This window comes from Occallatibacter sp., assembly GCF_049802275.1.
Classification (GTDB): domain Bacteria; phylum Acidobacteriota; class Terriglobia; order Terriglobales; family Acidobacteriaceae; genus Telmatobacter.
Window position 1 is genome coordinate 1 of sequence record NZ_JBARMD010000425.1, and the last position, 17,574, is coordinate 17,574.

14 protein-coding genes are annotated in these 17,574 nt (G+C 55.2%); all 14 read left to right on the forward strand.

The genetic code is table 11. The annotated features are described in order from the left end of the window. Nucleotides 1-412 precede the first annotated feature (412 nt). Nucleotides 413-1,681, forward strand: coding sequence for an NAD(P)-binding domain-containing protein (locus WA354_RS14825; protein WP_472813793.1), 1,269 nt, complete (start codon nucleotides 413-415; stop codon nucleotides 1,679-1,681). 33 nt (nucleotides 1,682-1,714) lie between these two features. Continuing rightward, complete coding sequence (locus WA354_RS14830; protein WP_472813794.1) at nucleotides 1,715-3,016, forward strand: ATP-grasp domain-containing protein; 1,302 nt, start codon at nucleotides 1,715-1,717, stop codon at nucleotides 3,014-3,016. A 14-nt stretch (nucleotides 3,017-3,030) separates the two neighbouring features. Further along, on the forward strand, nucleotides 3,031-3,858 hold the full coding sequence (locus tag WA354_RS14835) for an ABC transporter permease (protein WP_472813795.1): 828 nt from the start codon (nucleotides 3,031-3,033) through the stop codon (nucleotides 3,856-3,858). 3 nt (nucleotides 3,859-3,861) lie between these two features. After that, on the forward strand, nucleotides 3,862-5,199 hold the full coding sequence (locus tag WA354_RS14840) for an ABC transporter ATP-binding protein (RefSeq protein ID WP_472813796.1): 1,338 nt from the start codon (nucleotides 3,862-3,864) through the stop codon (nucleotides 5,197-5,199). Nucleotides 5,200-5,318: 119 nt separating this feature from the next. Further along, nucleotides 5,319-6,047 carry an acylneuraminate cytidylyltransferase family protein gene (locus WA354_RS14845; RefSeq protein ID WP_472813797.1) on the forward strand — a complete coding sequence of 243 codons (729 nt, stop codon included), beginning with the start codon at nucleotides 5,319-5,321 and terminating at the stop codon, nucleotides 6,045-6,047. Between the two features lie 10 nt (nucleotides 6,048-6,057). Then, entirely contained in the window at nucleotides 6,058-6,996 is a 939-nt protein-coding gene (locus WA354_RS14850; RefSeq protein ID WP_472813798.1) for a hypothetical protein, read from the forward strand. After that, nucleotides 6,984-8,036, forward strand: a complete 1,053-nt coding sequence (locus WA354_RS14855; protein ID WP_472813799.1) for an N-acetylneuraminate synthase family protein — start codon at nucleotides 6,984-6,986, stop codon at nucleotides 8,034-8,036. Before WA354_RS14850 ends, WA354_RS14855 begins: the two co-directional genes overlap by 13 nt. Continuing rightward, complete coding sequence (locus WA354_RS14860; RefSeq protein ID WP_472813800.1) at nucleotides 8,033-8,686, forward strand: acetyltransferase; 654 nt, start codon at nucleotides 8,033-8,035, stop codon at nucleotides 8,684-8,686. The genes WA354_RS14855 and WA354_RS14860 overlap by 4 nt, the downstream gene beginning before the upstream one ends. Before the next feature lie 16 nt (nucleotides 8,687-8,702). Next, nucleotides 8,703-10,106 (forward strand): hypothetical protein, encoded by a 1,404-nt coding sequence (locus WA354_RS14865; protein WP_472813801.1) that lies wholly within the window; start codon nucleotides 8,703-8,705, stop codon nucleotides 10,104-10,106. A gap of 7 nt (nucleotides 10,107-10,113) precedes the next feature. Next, nucleotides 10,114-11,580: a nucleotidyltransferase family protein gene (locus tag WA354_RS14870; protein WP_472813802.1), complete on the forward strand. Its 1,467-nt coding sequence runs from the start codon at nucleotides 10,114-10,116 to the stop codon at nucleotides 11,578-11,580. After that, complete coding sequence (locus WA354_RS14875; RefSeq protein WP_472813803.1) at nucleotides 11,581-12,546, forward strand: NAD-dependent epimerase/dehydratase family protein; 966 nt, start codon at nucleotides 11,581-11,583, stop codon at nucleotides 12,544-12,546. Between the two features lie 29 nt (nucleotides 12,547-12,575). Next, nucleotides 12,576-13,784, forward strand: coding sequence for a LegC family aminotransferase (locus tag WA354_RS14880; protein WP_472813804.1), 1,209 nt, complete (start codon nucleotides 12,576-12,578; stop codon nucleotides 13,782-13,784). Nucleotides 13,785-13,849: 65 nt separating this feature from the next. Beyond that, entirely contained in the window at nucleotides 13,850-15,979 is a 2,130-nt protein-coding gene (locus WA354_RS14885; RefSeq protein WP_472813805.1) for a DUF4910 domain-containing protein, read from the forward strand. Between the two features lie 190 nt (nucleotides 15,980-16,169). Then, nucleotides 16,170-17,456 carry a polysaccharide pyruvyl transferase family protein gene (locus WA354_RS14890; RefSeq protein WP_472813806.1) on the forward strand — a complete coding sequence of 429 codons (1,287 nt, stop codon included), beginning with the start codon at nucleotides 16,170-16,172 and terminating at the stop codon, nucleotides 17,454-17,456. Nucleotides 17,457-17,574: the final 118 nt, after the last annotated feature.

The following is a 17,574-nucleotide window of genomic DNA, read 5'->3' on the forward strand; positions in this document are numbered from 1 at the left end:
AACGTGTTGAAAAGCATCTCGCATGGAAGCACTCCATTAGTAACCTGATTGCTGCTTACGAACGGGTCTTCCAGAAGAGGGGGTGGATGCGGCACAATGCATCAATCACCACTCACTCCAAATCGAAATCCGGTCCGGAGCATGCGGGTAAGCAGCCGCAGGAGTCTGTGGAAGGCTAGTCGAATGAAGCGGTTGTGTCAGAGGCAATCCGGCCGGCATTATGGCCAGGTGAACGAAATGTCATCTCTCAACCGATTCCAACGTTCTGGAGAAGGCGCGCCTGACATGCGAGGGAGCGCCCTAATCCAGATGGGCCATTTCCGATCATCAGGGTTTCGCTCAAGAAATTCGGGGTTATGAAGCACGAAATTGCTTTTCCACCGAACATGAGGAGTTCGTCAAGGATATCGATATGAAAGCTTGTGACGTGGCAATCATCGGAGCAGGCCCCTACGGGCTTTCCATCGCTGCTCATCTGAAGGCGGCCGGGGTGGACTTTCGAGTCTTCGGCAAGCCCATGGATATGTGGATCAGTCACATGCCCAAAGGCATGCATCTTAAGTCCGAGGGGTTTGCCTCAAGCCTTTTTGACCCTGGCGGAAGCTTTCCACTCGAGGCCTATTGCAGGCAGCATGGATTGCCCTACAGGCGCATTGGATCCCCTGTGCCCCTCGATGTCTTCAGCGCTTACGGCCTGGAGTTCCAGCGCCGGTTTGTGCCTGAGCTCGAACAGGAATTCGTCGAGCGCGTTCGCCGGGAAGGTACCGGGTTCAGCATCACTCTGGGCAACGGCGAAGTGTTCTATGCGCAGCGCGTCGTTGTCGCGGTCGGCCTGACACACTATGCCTATTTGCCCGAAGAATTGGCTTGCCTGCCGGCCAAATTCGTCTCTCACAGTTACAAGCACGGCGAACTCGACGGGCTCAAGGACAAGGAGGTAGGTATCCTTGGCGCCGGAGCGTCCGCACTCGACCTTGCGGCATTACTTCACCAGGCAGGAGCGAGAGTGCAAGTCATCGCGCGTGGTTCCAGCATCCGTTTTCACGACCCGCCGAAAACGCTCACTCCATCGCTTATGGCTCGCATTCGCAGACCGTTCACCGGCATAGGTCCCGGCTGGAAGCTCTGGATGTGCGCGAATCTGCCGCTGGTCTTCCGTTTGATGCCCGAAAACTTCCGCATCGACAAAGTTCATCGCGTGCTTGGTCCTGCGCCCTGTTGGTTTACAAAGGAGCAGGTAGTAGGCAAGGTTAAGTTTCAATTGGATTCGACCGTGACGGGTGGCAAGGTGGAAGGGAACAGGGTTAATCTCCACATCAAGGATGGCAGCGGCCATAACACTGTGCTCGAGTTCGATCACGTCATTGCTGCAACCGGGTATCGCACAGACGTTCGTCGCCTGGCTTTCCTCGATGCTGGTGTTCTTTCAAAACTGGCTCTCGTCGAAGCCTCGCCGGCACTTTCGGCAAACTTCGAGTCTTCCGTTCCAAACCTCTTCTTCGTCGGCGTCTCAGCGGCTAACACTTTTGGTCCTTTACTGCGCTTTGCGTATGGTGCCGGCTTTGCAGCTCCGCGTCTCTCCGCCCATCTCCGGCGGACCGCGGGGCGATCGCTGGGGCAGCTGCGAGGTGTTCGAACCGTCTCCGCAGAATCCAAAACAACAGAACCTATAACGCATTAAAAGGGGCTGTACTTGGAATTGTCTAGCCAACTCTTGCGCAGCACAGAAACCGTCGCATCTGAAGGCATCACGGATGCTCTGCTGATTCACGAATCTGAAGCAGGTGCCGTGAGTTCTTCACCGAAGGTTTTGCTTGCTGACACGAATCGATGGGATCTGGGTGCACGTCTTGCCATCGGACTGGCGCAAATAGGCTGCACGGTTTCGGCAGTCTGTCCATCCCAGGGCCATGCACTTCTCGTCACGCATGCCGTCAAGCGTACGTTTCCCTACAGGGCCTCCAATCCGCTCGAAGCTTTGCGCGCCGCGATCAACGCGGTTGATCCCGACATCGTCATACCGTCCTGCGATCGAAGCGTTGAGCATTTGCATCAGCTCTATGGTCACGCGTTGAAAGAAGGCGCAGCGGGTCAAAAGATCGTCGAGCTCATCGAGCGCTCACTCGGTGATCCGTCCTGTTACCGTATCGTCACTTCGCGATACGACCTGATGTCTCTTGCCCAGGAAGAAGGGGTGCGCATTCCGGAGACCACTCGCGTTTCATCGAGCGAGGATCTTGATCTCTGGCGCTCGAGCAGGTCCAACGCCTGTGTCGTCAAAGTTGATGGCACCTGGGGCGGTTTAGGCGTTCGTACACTTCGCGAATTTGATCCGTCAGCGTCGGTATGGAGCGAGGTCACAAAAACTTCGCGCCTCACACGGGCCATCAAACGCCTCATGGTCAATCGGGACCCGTTCTTCATGAGTGCGTGGGCGAACCGCGTGGAGCGGAACATCATCGCGCAGAAATTCATCGATGGCCGCCCCGCAAACTGCTCTGTCTTTGCCTGGAAGGGCAAGGTCATTGCGCTTATCTCGGTGGAAGCCCTCCGCACGGAGGGCTCAACCGGACCGGCGAGCATAGTGCGCCTCATTCAGAATGAGGAAATGCAAAGAGCGGCCGAAGTGATTGCATCTCGTCTCGGAATGTCGGGCTTCTTTGGCCTGGATTTCATTCTCGAAGAGGGCACGGGACGAGCATTTCTTATCGAGATGAACGCCCGTCTCGCTCCCCCGTGCTATCTGCGCTTCGAAAAAGGACGCGACCTTGTGGGTGCCATGTGGGCCAGCGTCACTGGGCAGCCGCTTCCCGACAACGAGCGGGTCACGAACTCTGATTTCATCGCGTATCAGCCTCAAACGTTGCGAAGACAAGATAGGCCGCCGGATTGCTTTTATCCAGAACCCGAGGACGAGCCAGAACTGGCCCGCGAATTGCAAAACCCGTTTCCTAATCGCACTATGCTCTTTCGCTTAGTCCAGCTTTTTGACCGTAAACCGGCAGAAACCGCCTAGTCTTGAATCACCACATGGCTGAAACAGACACAATCATCATCGAAGCCGGCCGGGCAGAGCGCCAGTACTGGCGTGATCTCTGGCGATATCGTGAGCTCTTTGCGTTCTTTGTTTGGCGAGACCTGCTGGTTCGCTATAAGCAGACGGTTGTGGGCGTGAGTTGGTCTCTGATTCGCCCTCTGCTCACGATGCTGGTACTTACGGTCGTATTTGGGAGATTGGGAAAGATGCCGGCGGGGGGTGTGCCATATCCGCTCCTGGTTCTTTGCGGCATGTTGCCTTGGCAGTTCTTCTCGAACTCCATGAACGAAAGCAGCAACAGCCTCATCTCGAACGCGAGCATGGTTTCCAAGGTCTATTTCCCGAAGCTCGTGATGACTGTAAGCACCATCATGGTAAATCTTGCGGATTTCCTGATTTCGGTGGCATTTCTAGCAGTGTTGATGATCTGGTACCATTACCCCCCTACCCTGGAAGTATTAGCTCTTCCGTTCTTTGTGCTTCTCATGATTGGGGCTTCGATAGGAGTTGGCTTGTGGGTTGCCGCTCTCATGGTTGAGTATCGCGATTTCCGCTTTATCATCCCGTTTGTGGTTCAATTTGGTCTTTATCTCTCCCCGGTTGGGTTCCAAAGTAGCGTTGTTCCCGCAAAGTTTCGCCTGCTTTACGCCCTTAATCCAATGGTTGGCATAATCGACGGTTTTCGTTGGAGTCTCCTGGGTGCGAAAGGTGGCATTTACTTGCCGGCCGTGGCCATCTCGATCATTAACACAATCCTTCTCATCGTGTCGGGCATTTGGTATTTCAGAAAAACCGAGCGAACCTTTGCCGATATCATTTAAGAGATGCTAAGTCACTCAACCACATCCTCCTCCGAGCCTGAATCCGCCATTACGATTGAGAATGTCGGCAAGAAATACAGCATCGGTCGGCAGCGCGCCAACGGTGACGGATTGCGTCATGCCATCGAAGGCGCCTTGCGCCAGCCGCTAGGCTGGTTTCGCTCCCGCAGAGAGGCGAAACTAAAACAGGTGGATTTTTGGGCGTTGCGGGACGTCTCTCTTCAGATCAAGCGCGGCGAGGTGGTGGGAATTATCGGCAGCAACGGCGCAGGGAAGAGCACCCTGTTGAAACTCTTGAGCCGAATAACGCTGCCAACGGAAGGGCGGATTTGCATCGGCGGTCGAGTCGCAAGTCTTCTCGAGGTTGGTACTGGATTTCATCCGGAACTCACAGGGCGCGAAAACATCTTCCTCAACGGTGCCATCCTTGGCATGCCGCGGGCTGAGATCATCCGCAAGTTCGACGAGATTGTTGCGTTTTCTGAAATCGACGAATTCATTGACACGCCCGTCAAACGTTATTCCTCGGGTATGTACATCCGCCTTGCTTTTGCCGTTGCCGCGCACCTCGAGCCGGAGATCCTCATTGTCGACGAAGTACTTGCGGTTGGTGACACGGCGTTTCAAAAGAAATGTCTTGGCAAGATGGGCAGTTTCGCGCAGAGTGGCAAAACCATCCTTCTCGTCAGTCATAATCTTGAGGCGGTTCGAAATCTTTGTCCGCGCTCCATCTGGCTCAAGGGCGGCCGTATTCAGAGAGATGGTAAGACAGAAGATGTGCTGGAGGGGTATTACGAGAGCATATCGCGCGCAACCTCGTTCTCTTGCGAAAACCCCGATTACGGACTGACCATCCACAAGGTTGTCATTCGAAACGCGGATGGAAAAGAAACCACTCAGTTTTTTCCGGGGGAGGATCTCGTCGTCGATGTTTTCTACGAAGCGAAGCAGCGGATCGAGAAGCCGATCGTTGCCCTTGGCGTGCTCGGGGTTAACGGATCCTGCTTTACATCGAATATGCTGCTTGACGGAAATCGCCCCGATTACTTCCAGGGAGTCGGCAAGATCTCATGCACCTTCAAATCCATCCCGCTCTTGCCACAGGGCTATACGATCAAGCTCATTATTCGCGCATCGTCGGTCGTGGATACGATCATTCCATACGAGGAAGTAGGCTTTTTCAACGTGGTCGGAGATCTCGCAGCGTACGGCTTCACGGGCGAATACCTCAAATATGCTTCTCGTTCCACTCCGGTAGTTGTGCCTTACGAGTGGTCCCTGCCTGATGGCCGTATCGTTTCAGTGGCTTTGAGTCGTACTCAAACTCCTTCAACCCTATGAACTCATCTCAGGAACGAAGGTCTTCTCGGAAGGACGACGTGCGGGCCGCGAGGTTCGACAAGTTGCAATGTGTCACGAGTGCCAAGCGCAACCCAGACTGTTACGGTTCATAACTGCGTATGCAGAAAAAGACAATTGCCATCATTCCGGCGCGGGGGGGCTCAAAACGATTGCCGGGAAAGAACATTCGTCCGCTCGCCGGCAAGCCGCTTATCGCTTATACGATCGAAGCGGCGCTAGAAAGCCGACTGTTTCACCGTATCGTTGTCAGTACCGACGCGGAGGATATTGCCGCGATCGCGCTAACTCATGGGGCGGAGGTACCATTCCTTCGTTCGGCGGAGATCTCAGACGATGTGACTCCCATTTCTGCCGCCACGGCTGATGCACTTGAAAGACTGGATCCAGATGGAACACAGTACCTGTTCGTCGCTCAACTCATGGCAAACTGCCCGCTGCGAACCGCCGAGGATCTGGTTTCGAGTCACAAGCAGTTCTCCGAGACTTCTACGGATGCGCAGATATCAGTGGTGCGCTACGGATGGCAGAATCCCTGGTGGGCGATGAGACGCGATGCGACTAACTTCTCCCTCGAGCCGCTCTTCCCGCGTGAGATGAACGCCCGCAGCCAGGATCTACCGGAACTGTTCTGCCCAACAGGGGCGATCTGGTGGGGCAAGACGAGAGTCATTCGGGAGCAGAGGACATTTCACATTCCCGGACGAGCGGGATGGGAAATTGACTGGCAACACGGTGTCGACATCGATACTCCCGAGGACCTGATGTTCGCGGAAATGCTTCTCCGCCTGGCTTGCACGCACCAACCGTCGAAGACACGCAAAGAATAATCCGATTCCAATGCATGTACGGGGAAACAAACTCGGAGTTTACACAACAGTCTACCCGGCGGTGTTGAAGTATCTTCCGGAGTGGTATCGGTCCGTTCAGTCACAGACCGACGCCGATTTTGAACTCTGGATTGGGCTCGATGCGCTCAAGCCAGCGGACATTGAAGACTTGCTCAGCTGTCATGTTGAAGCCCGATGGGTTCAGGCTCCAGCGAATTCAACTCCAGCCCAGGTTCGCGAACTCGCTCTGGCGCAGATGGTCGCGGCTGAATGTGACGTGATTCTTGTCGACAGCGACGACATCCTGCATTCAAGTCGAGTAGCGGCCGCACGCCGGGAGCTTCAAACGAGCGATCTTGTGGCTTGTGCTTTGGAGATTGTTGACGAAAGCGGTCTGCCGCTTGGCACAGAGTTCAACCTTGATCCGGTGCTGAAGCCAGCGCAGGTTCTGCCTGGCAATAATGTCTTCGGCTTTTCCAACTCTGCATATCGATGCGAGCTGCTGGAGCGCTGTCTCCCGATTCCCAAAGATGCGGTCCTGGTCGATTGGTATCTCGCCACGCGGGCATGGCTGTTTGGCGCTGAGTTGTCGTTCGATCACGACGTGAGGATGACATACCGCCAGTATGACGCCAACACGGCGAGGGTTCGGATGCCGTTCTGGCCGGATCAGATTCTCTCCGATTCGGTGCTCGTTCGGCGGCACTTCCAACTCGTTCTAGCCTCGGCGGGACAAGAGTACTTTCTACCCGGCAGATGGGCTCAGTTCCTTGGTGTCGCGCGCGACATTGAGATATTCGAGCGGTATATTAATCAAAGTCCAGCCAATCTGAATGCCTACCTTGAGTCGCTGAACAGGGCAGTGAAACAACCGATCTGGTGGACCTCTGTGGCTTATTCACCGTTGGCGCACATGTGGAAGCAGGAAAAGGCATTATGCAAACAGTGAAGTTGGGTGATGTGGAAGTCGGTTCCGGGCATACTCCGTACATCATCGCGGAGGTAGGATCAAATCACAATGGAGACATGAATCTCTGTGGCGACCTTATCGATGCTGCAGCCGAGGCTGGCGCCAATGCGGTCAAGTTCCAGTCGTGGACTGACAAGTCGCTGATCGCCGAAGAAGAGTACGAGAGCAATACCGAATACTCCGACAAGAAGAAGCACTTCGGCTCATTGCGGGAGATGGTGACCGCATATCAGCTCACCTCTGACCAACACATGCAGGCTCATGCGCGCTGCGTCGAGCAGGGCATCGCATTCTGCTCGACACCGTTCTCGCATCATGAAGTAGACTTGCTCGATTCGCTTGATGTGCCGTTCTTCAAGATTGCGTCAATGGATGTCACGCACCTCCCACTCCTTCGTTATGCTGCGCGCAAAAGGCGGCCGGTTGTCATTTCCACGGGGATGGCGACGATGGGAGAAGTCGAACAGGCGGTGGACGCGGTCCGTGCCGAAGGCAACGATCAGATCGTTCTGCTGCATTGTATCTCGATCTATCCGCCGGACTACGAGACGATTCACCTGCGCAATATGGAAACACTACAGCGTGCTTTCGACTGTCCTGTTGGCTTCAGCGACCATACCTTAGGTACGGCTATTCCACTCGCAGCCATCGCCCTTGGCGCATGTATTATCGAAAAGCACTTCACACTGGATCAGGACATGGCCGGTTGGGATCATGCCATCTCAGCAAACCCCGAGCAGATGCAGACCATCGTGAGGGAGGGGAAGAACATAATTAAGGCGCTTGGAAGTGGCCGTCGGATCGTCAGTGACGCCGAAATGGAGAAACGCAAAAAGTTCCGCCGCAGTCTGGTGGCGCGGCAAGCGCTCAGCAAAGGTCGCGTCCTCAGTGAAAGCGATTTCGATGCAAAGCGGCCCGGAACGGGAGTTGCGCCGAATGAGGTTCAATACATTGTCGGGCGCACCCTTGCTGCCGACCTGGCAGAAGATCAGGTGCTTCGCTGGAGTCATCTGCTGTGACGCATCAGGCAGACTCCGTGCAGCCGCTTATCCTGGTGGGCTCCGGCGGGCATGCGCGAGTACTGCTGAGTTCTCTTCTGCTGTTGAAGCGGCGGCTTATTGGCTTCGTTGATCCTGACCAAGCGAGGGCAGAGCTGTTTGGCATCCCGTATCTGGGAAATGATGACGCAGTTTCCTACGATCCATGCCAGGTGTTGCTCGTCAATGGAGTTGGTTCCGTTGCGTCCGTCGCAAATAGGCTGAGAGTGTACGAGTCCTTCCGGCGGCGCGGATACCGTTTCGCCTCAGTGATCCATCCCGGCGCGATCATCGCTCCTGAGGCAGAGTTAGCGGACGGGGTGCAAATCCTGGCGGGGGCAATTCTTCAGACGGGCTGCGTCATCGAGGAAAACTGCATCATCAACACTGGCGCCCGTATCGACCATGATTGTGTGATCCACGCTCACGCACACGTAGCGCCAGGGGCAGTGCTGAGCGGCAATGTGCAAGTGGGTGCGCGTGCGCATATCGGCGCCGGAGCGACGGTGATTCAAGGTGTGCACATCGGGTCGGAAGCCATTATCGGAGCGGGCGCAGTTGTACTCTCCGATGTTCCAGAATCCTCTACCGTCGTCGGGATCCCTGCCCGGCCAATTCAAGTGAAGGCTTAGAAGGATTCGAGAAACTATGACTCCCCGACCCGTATACATCGTCCACTGTATCGACACTGAGGGGCCACTGCATGAGTCCCTTACGGCTACGTTTGAGCGTCTGCGCGACATCTTTCATCTCGATCTGGAACCGAGCGCGGCAACTCTTCAAAGCCTGCAAGAGGGCACATATAGTCTGAAGGGCCTGGAAGCTGCCGTACAGAGGGTCGTCGATCCGCATCTGCTCGCGTACAACGACACATGGGACAAGGTCGATGCCATGCTCTCGCGCATCATGGATGAGGGTTTTCGCAAAAAGAGCCCCGATTCAGCAGGCGAAGGATGGGTCTACAACTGGTTTTGCGTAGACCATGTCGACTACGATGCGAATCCGCGTCGACGCGACATGGGCTACCACAATGTCTTTGAGCACTATAGCTGGCTTCTAAAACAGAGCTGCACAAACCATGATGGACTGCACTTCCATTATCACCCGCATTCGTTTGGCCGTGAGGCGCACCGGTCTGCCACTCACTGGTGGGCGACATCTGACAGTCTTCACCAGGTGCTTTCAAGGCGCGTTATCGATCACCTGTGGTTTCCCGCCGCGCACCGTCCGGGATTTCACGTGATCCGGCCTGACAGTCACTGGTTTCTCGAGCAGCATATTCCTTTTGATTACTCGAACCAGTCGATGGCGCAATCCGGCACAGATTCGCAGCAATTCGGTGTCGCCGGCGGTCGTTTCGGCGACTGGCGTCGCGCTCCGGCAACATGGGAACCCTATCATCCCGCTGCGGATGACTATCAAGAGCGAGGTTCGTGCCGTCGCTGGATTGCCCGATGCCTTAACGTCGGTACACGCTATCGTGTGATCCGGGAACAGGACATCCGGCAGGCATTCGAAGAGGCGGCTGCGGGCAAACCGGTTGTGCTCTCGATAACGAACCACGATTTTCGTGACATGGCGCCTGATGTTGAGGGGTTCTGCGCAATTCTCGAAATGGTCGCCCGAGATTTCCCCCAGGTTCCGTTCTTTTACTCTGAGGCTATTAGCGCAATGCGGTCGGCGCTGGAGATTCTGCCACAGCCACCCTGCGAGCTTGAATGCGCAATCGAGACAGTTGATGATACTGCGGCTGTACTCAAGGTCAGTTCCAAGACCCCGACGTTTGGGTCTCAGCCTTGGCTGGCGCTGAAGACAGCGAATGGCAAATACCACTTTGACAATTTCGATATAGACGTTCCGTTCCACCGCTGGCAGTACGTTTTCGACAAGGAGACCTTTCCTCTTTCGGCTCTCAGTGCAATTGGTGTTGCTGCGAATAACGCATACGGAATAACGACAGTTGTCCGAATCGATCCCGCCTCGCGCGAGAGCATAACCAGGCACTGGAACCTTCCGGTAGCGGCTGCTGCAGAAGCTCTGGCGAATCGTTGAATTCAATTTGCGTGGTACAAGAAAGTCCTATCAGGCTACCGACATGAAAGACATCCCCAACATGACGAATCTTGAGGCCGTGATCTTCTCTCCCTCCGGGGCGATTCGCGACGCGATGAAGGCGCTCGATGCAGCTGGTACCGGCGCGCTGGCCCTTTGCGATGAGCAGGGAAAGCTGGTTGCAATGTTGTCCGATGGAGATCTTCGCCGGGCACTGCTTCGAGGGCACCCGCTTGAGGATGCGTGCAGCGCCGTCGCCTGTACCAAGCCGGTCTTCGTCAAAAGCCCGGCATCGGCGGCGCAAGCGCTGCAGGTGATGAATGAATTCGACATCCACCAACTCCCAGTTATTGACGATCAGGGCGTGCTGGTTAACTTCCTGCTGCGGAAGGATGTCGTCGAGGAGTATCAGGTTGAAGCTGAATCGGGCGATCGGCTTCGCAAAGTATGTATCACTACGGAAGCATCCATTGCGGATGCCATTGCTCAGCTGAACGAGGCTGGGACCGGCGCCCTGATGCTCTGCGATGCCGAGGGCAAGCTTCGCGCGCTGATCACGGACGGTGACATCCGGCGTGCCGTAATTCGACGGATCCCGCTCAGTGATCCCTGCGCAGGCATCGCAACGCCAATGCCTGTCTGCGCCTCTGAGCCCATCTCGCATTCGGATGCACTACACATCATGAATGAGCACGACATCCATCAGTTGCCGCTGGTGGATGGAGAGGGCCGCCTTGTGGACTTTCTGCTTCGCAAGGATATCCTTCCGCAGTCGCAGCACGACTTGCAGGCGGTGATTATGGCAGGCGGGTATGGTAAGCGCCTGCTTCCGCTGACGGAGAAGGTCCCCAAGCCAATGCTTCCTGTCGGCGAGCGGCCGTTGCTGGAACTCATCATCCACCAACTGCGTAAGGCCGGCATTCACGACGTAAACCTGACCACGCACTACCTGCCCGACTCGATTTCGGGTCACTTTGGTAACGGTGAGCATTTTGGAGTACGGCTCAACTACTCCCGTGAGGAGAACCCGCTTGGGACGGCCGGAGGCCTGCGCCTTATGGAGCGTCCGCAAGGCCCCTTTCTGGTGATTAACGGGGACATACTTACCGGTGTACCGTTTCAGCAGATGTTGCAGTACCACCGGTCGCACCACGCCATGTTGACAGTAGGGGTGCGCAAATATGAACTAGAGGTGCCGTTCGGCGTCGTTGATTGCGACGACGTGCGGATAACCAAGATTGAAGAGAAGCCGTGCCACAGCTACTTTATCAATGCGGGTACCTATCTGCTTGAGCCGGCTGCCTGGGATCTGATCCCCGCAGGGAGCAGGTTTGACATGACGGATCTAATCCGCGTTTTGATCGAAGCGGGTGAAACGGTTGTCGGTTTTCCGATAATGGAGTATTGGATCGACGTCGGCAGACACGAAGACTACATCAAGGCACAGGAACTGGTTTCGAAAGGAGAACTATAGGTGCGGGTTCTTATTACAGGTGGAGCAGGCTACGTCGGGTCGACCCTGGCTCCTCTTTTGCTCGGAGCAGGCCACAAGGTGCGGGTCCTCGATCGGCTTTCCTATGGCGGCGAATCGCTTCTCGGCGTCTGGTCTCATCCTGATTTTGAATTCGCTCATGGAGACGTCCGTGACCGCGAAACACTCCGCCAGGCCGTAAGCGAATGTGAGGCTGTAGTTCATCTGGCTGCCATTGTTGGCGATCCCGCGTGTGCGCGCGAGCCGGAGACTGCCCGTGCCGTAAACCTCGATGCCTCGATGAGTCTCATAGAGGAGAGCCGCAGGGCCGGTGTTCAGCGCTTTGTCTTCGCCTCCACATGCAGCAACTACGGCAAGATGAAAGATCCGAGCCAGTTTGTGAATGAGGAGTCGGAACTGCAGCCGGTGTCTCTGTATGCCGAGACGAAGGTAGCTGTTGAGAAATGTTTGCTCGCGAGTGCAGGCGATGGCTGGTGTCCCACTCCTCTGCGTTTTGCCACGGTCTTCGGCGTTTCTCCCAGGATGCGTTTCGATTTGACCGTCAATGAATTCACGATGGAGATGATCACCAAGAAGCATCTCATTGTTTTCGGCGAGCAGTTCTGGAGACCCTATGTCCACGTCTTCGATGCCGCTCGCGGTATTGCACTCATCCTCGGTGCTCCTGCACAAGCTGTGGCTGGACGCGTTTTCAATGTAGGTTCAACAGACCAGAATCTACAAAAACAGCAAATCGTAGAGCTGATTCAACCGTTTGCCCCTGACGCTAAAATCGAGTTTGTGCATAAGAATGAAGATCCCCGTGACTACCGCGTGTCATTCGATCGCATCCATGGCGAGCTTGGATACAATACGACGCGATCTGTCGTAGAGGGCATTGTGGAGGTCGCAAAACTGGTTCGCACAGGAGCGATCTCGAATCTGGCTGACAGCCGTTACCGCAACTAGGAACATCAGGCGTTTCAAACTGGATGACCATGAACACAATTGAAGCCGACCTCAAAGCCGCACAGTCAGCGACGCAGTTCATTCCGCTCTCCGTTCCCGAAATTCGAGGGAACGAATGGGAGTACGTGAAGGAGTGCCTGGATACAGGCTGGGTCTCCTCGGTTGGCTCATACGTGGAGCGCTTTGAACGAATGGTCGCTGCGCAGGCCGGCACCAGGTACGCCGTGGCGACCGTGAACGGCACCTCTGCGCTTCACATCTCTCTCCTGGTTGCGGGCGTTCGACCGGATGATGAGGTGCTTGTTTCCACACTGACGTTTATTGCGCCGGTCAATGCGATCCGTTACGCGGGAGCGTGGCCCGTCTTCATCGATGCGGAGCCGACATATTGGCAGATGGATTCCGAACGCGTGCTGAACTTTATTGAGCATGATTGCGAATGGATCAACAACGAGCTTCGCAATCGCCATACCGGGCGGCGTGTTTCAGCCATCATCCCGGTGCACATTCTTGGCCATCCTGTGGATATGGAGCCGATCCTCACCGTCGCACGCAAGTACGACCTGAAGGTCATCGAAGATTCGACTGAAGCATTGGGATCAACGTATCGGGGCAAGAGCCCGGGTTCCTGTGGCGACATCGGCTGCTTCAGCTTCAACGGAAATAAGATCATCACCACTGGCGGAGGTGGAATGATCGTTACTGATCGTGAGGACTGGGCAAAGAAGGCGAAGTATTTAACGACCCAGGCCAAGGATGATCCGATCGAGTACATCCACGGCGAGATCGGTTTCAACTATCGTCTCACCAACGTGCTGGCCGCCATTGGCTGCGCACAGATGGAGCAACTCGAAAGCTACGTTGCGAAGAAGCGCTCCATTGCCGCGCGTTACCAACAAGGGCTCGCGGGCATCGCGGGCCTTACGCCTATGAGAAATGCTTCCTGGGCTGAGAGTACGTATTGGATGTACACCATCCTGGTTGACCCAATTGAATTCGGTATGGACGCCCGGCAGCTCCTCAGAATCCTTGAAGCAAAGAAGATTCAGACCCGCCCGCTGTGGCAGCCCATTCACCTCTCTCCTGCTCATACCGCAGAAAGATCTCAATCGTTGCCCGTCGCGGAAAATCTCGCTGATCACGCTTTGAGCCTTCCATGCTCTGTCAATCTGTCAGACTGCGACCAGGACAGAGTGATTGCTGCAATCATCGCAGCTGCGGGCGCGCGGAACGAATAGCCTCAAAGTAGCCGGTTTCGGACGAACAGCATGTTTGCCACATAAACTCCAAGAGCACCTCTTCTATGCCTGTGAAGGAATTTGTTTTCAGAAAATCTGATCTCGTGCAGGGCCTGACAGCCTCTGGGTTGCGTGCCGGTGACGTTTTGTTCGTGCAGATATCGTTGCCTCGAATCGGGCCGATGGATAACGCGAACTCCACGGCTGGGACCTGCCAGGAGACACTGGCCGCTCTGCTTGAAGTCATTGGGCCTGGCGGCACGCTTTTAGTGCCCGCATTCACACTTTCGTTCGAGCGACGCGAAGAGTTCGACCCCGTCAATTCTCCTTCTTTGGCAGGGGACTGGGGCGAGTCGGCCGAATTTGCAGAGCTCGTCCGTCGCCAATCCGGCGCCGTTCGATCGGTAGATCCGCTCTACTCCGTTGTGGGCGTTGGCCCCATGGCGGATCAGCTTCTCACCAATCTTCCAAACACCAGTTTCGGCCGGGACAGCCTATTCGAACGCATTTTCAAATTGAACGCCAGGCTTTGCCTGATCGGTGTAGACCTGCAGCATTCCGTTCTCTTCGACTTTGTTGAAGAGTCGGCCGAAGTTCCATGGCGCTATAAAAAGCTCTTCACTGGGAAGGCCTTTCGGTCGGGAGTGAGCCAACGACAGGGTTGGATCGCATCCGTTACGAATAAAGCAGTTGCGGAAAAGTCTTGGGCAATTCGAAACCGGTGCGCATCGGAGGCAGGGGATTTGCTTGGTCGTGCTCCAATCGGCGCGGGTGAAATCCTTTCGGCGGAAATGACCGGTCTCTGCACCTTCCTGACCTCAAAGCTGTCGGATGAAGCGCGCCACTGGCCGTTGAACAGCCATGAGATCTCAGCGACGAATCTGCCAGTCCAGTTGCCGCCTGCAGCCTCTATGGGCGAGATGATCTCCGCGCTTTGGCGACTGCCTCGCGACATCGTATCTGATGGTTACGACGCGGCACTTCAGGCGCTGGCGACGCAGGTTCCCATGGACGTCCATGAATATCCAACCGGAACCGAATGCCTGACATGGCTTGTCCCGGAGAAGTGGACCTGCCGCGACGCGCGGCTGGAGACTGTTGATGGTCGAGCCCTGTTTTCCTATCGGGACAATCCATTGCACTGCGTTTCTTACTCGCTTCCATTCGATGGGATTGTCACACGCGAAGAGCTTTCCCAGCACCTTCACACGCACCCCCGCATCGATGATGCTATTCCGTTCATCTTCAAATACTATGAGCGCGACTGGGGACTCTGCTGTAGTAAGAAGCTGAAGGACTCGCTCACCGATGAGAGATACCGTGTCGTCATTGATTCAGAGTTCACCTTCGGAACCCTTAAGGTTGGCGAATGTGTCGTGCGCGGTGAGTCCGACCAGAGTTTCGTCCTCTGTGCCCATCTCTGCCACCCGGGAATGGTTAACGACGATCTCAGCGGTGTGGTCGTCGGCATCAAGGTGATGCAAGAAATGCTGAAGCGCCCCCAACCGCGCTACACGTACCGCTTCATCATTCTGCCTGAAACAATCGGGTCCGTTGCGTATCTCAGCGATCATCTTCAACTCGTCCCAAAAATGGCTGGCGGATTATTCCTGGAGATGTTGGGTCTCGACAACCCCTATGCGCTTCAACTGTCTTTTGACGGACAAACAGAAATGGACCGCTGTCTGTCCACGGTGCTGAAAAGTTCAAGTCCCGACGCCTGGATCGGAGCATTTCGTACGGTGGTCGGCAACGACGAGCGGCAATTCAACGGCCCTGGCATTCGCGTGCCTATGCTCTCGTTATCACGTGTCCTCCGCGATCGCTCAAATGGATGGCCATATTTTCCCGAGTACCACTCCAGTCACGACACGCCGGAACTTGCGCCGGAGTCACAACTGGCGGAATCGCGCGATCTTGTTCTTAGCATGATCGATGCGATTGAAACAAACGAGGTGCCGGTCAACCTCTTTCAGGGCGAGCTCTTCTGCTCAAGATATGGCCTTCATATCGATGCATACTCCAACGCGGAAGGGAATCGGGCACTGTTCGATATTCTCTTTCTTATTGATGGAACGCGATCCGTCAATGAGATCGCGAGAATCTGCGGGATTTCGCTTGAGTCTGTTCGATTGGTGCTGGAAGAACTCAGGACACGCAAACTCATCGCATATGCTCCGCTGCAGCGAGATTGAAGTCGGATGAGCGTTTTCATTCGCACCACCAGCCTGAACACGGCGGGACCGCAGTATCAGCATGGGGGACATAGCTATTCTGCAGGTCGCTGTGACGCGGCACTCCAAACTCTGGCCCAATGCCGATCCTGGTTGGGTTAGCTAACTAGACTAAATCGCGACAAAAACTTAGCACCTGGAGAACATCACGTTGCAGCACGTCATTGTCGAAACGGGCTTGGGAAAAGGGGTCGAAGAATACGGAAACATGGGCGACGTTTCCATGTTGCAGATCGCGGTGGATCGATTGCATGATCTGTTTCCGAATGCTTGCATTGAAGTGCTCACTGATTCAGCGGAAAACCTGGCTCGATTCTGCCCAGTTGCAAGATCATTGGACAATCGGGGAAGAGCGATATGGTTCGCGAATGGACTTTTGCCGGGAAGAATTAGCGACTTAGCGCCCGATTGGGTTTTGAATCTGCTCGTGCGGTTCAAGAAAACGATCAGGTCGCGCGCTCCGAATGTTCTGGAGAAAATCCTAGTTAGGAGGCTAAAGCGTCAGAGCCGCCAGGAAGACGCCGAAGCTGTAGCACTATTTTCCGGTGCCCTTCAGAGGGCGGACCTTCTGCTCATTTGTGGCGCAGGCGGTTTCTATGATGGTTGCCGGGTCTGGAACCTCGAGATCTTAGACTTGCTCGAGGATGCAATCCAGAGAAAGATCCCTGTCGCTATGCTCGGTCAAGGTTTCGGCCCCATTAGCGATACCGTAGTTCTAAAGCGGGCCTCAAGGGTGCTTCCAAAGCTTGACTTCATAACATTGAGAGAAGGCCGAGGGTCGTTCAGCATTCTACGGTCGTTAGGTGTCCTCGATTCGAAGGTAAAAACCACAGGAGACGAGGCACTGGAACTCGCGTACAAATCGAGATCCAGCGAGACCGGCCGCGGTTTGGGGATATGCTTGCGCTACGCCGCGTCAGCCACTACGGATGATGATGATGTCGAGCGCATGAGGCCGATCCTGCAGAATTTCGCACGCCGGCACGATGTTCCCCTGATCCCGCTGCCCATTGCTATACAGCTTCACACCAGGGATGATTTGGCGATTAAGCAACTCCTGATCGGATTCGATGATGAGTCTGACGGAGGCAAAACTCTCGATTCCCCTCTCAAAGTCATAAAGCAGGCAGCGCTTTGTCGGGTAGTTGTTACGGGGGCATACCATGCCGCTGTGTTCGCGCTGGCACAAGGGATACCCGTCGTCGGTCTCGCGAAATCCGCGTATTTCTCAGGCAAGTTTCTAGGCTTGGAACACCAATTCAGTGAAGGTTGCCAGGCGATTCTATTGAACGAGCCAGAGTGGCCTGAAAAACTACATGACTCGATTGAGAGACTTTGGCAAAATGCCGATGGGCTCCGTACTACCCTGCAAGCAGCGACTGTCAGACAAATCGAGTTGACTAGAGAATCGTACAAGAAGCTTAAGGACCTAGTGTAGTGCGTCGTAAATAGTAACGAGTATTAACGAGCTTCGTCCATACTGTAGAGGAGACAGTATGCGCGTAGCCGCCCCGGTTGAATTGAGCCCCGAGCAGAGATCAGCGCTGGAACGAATG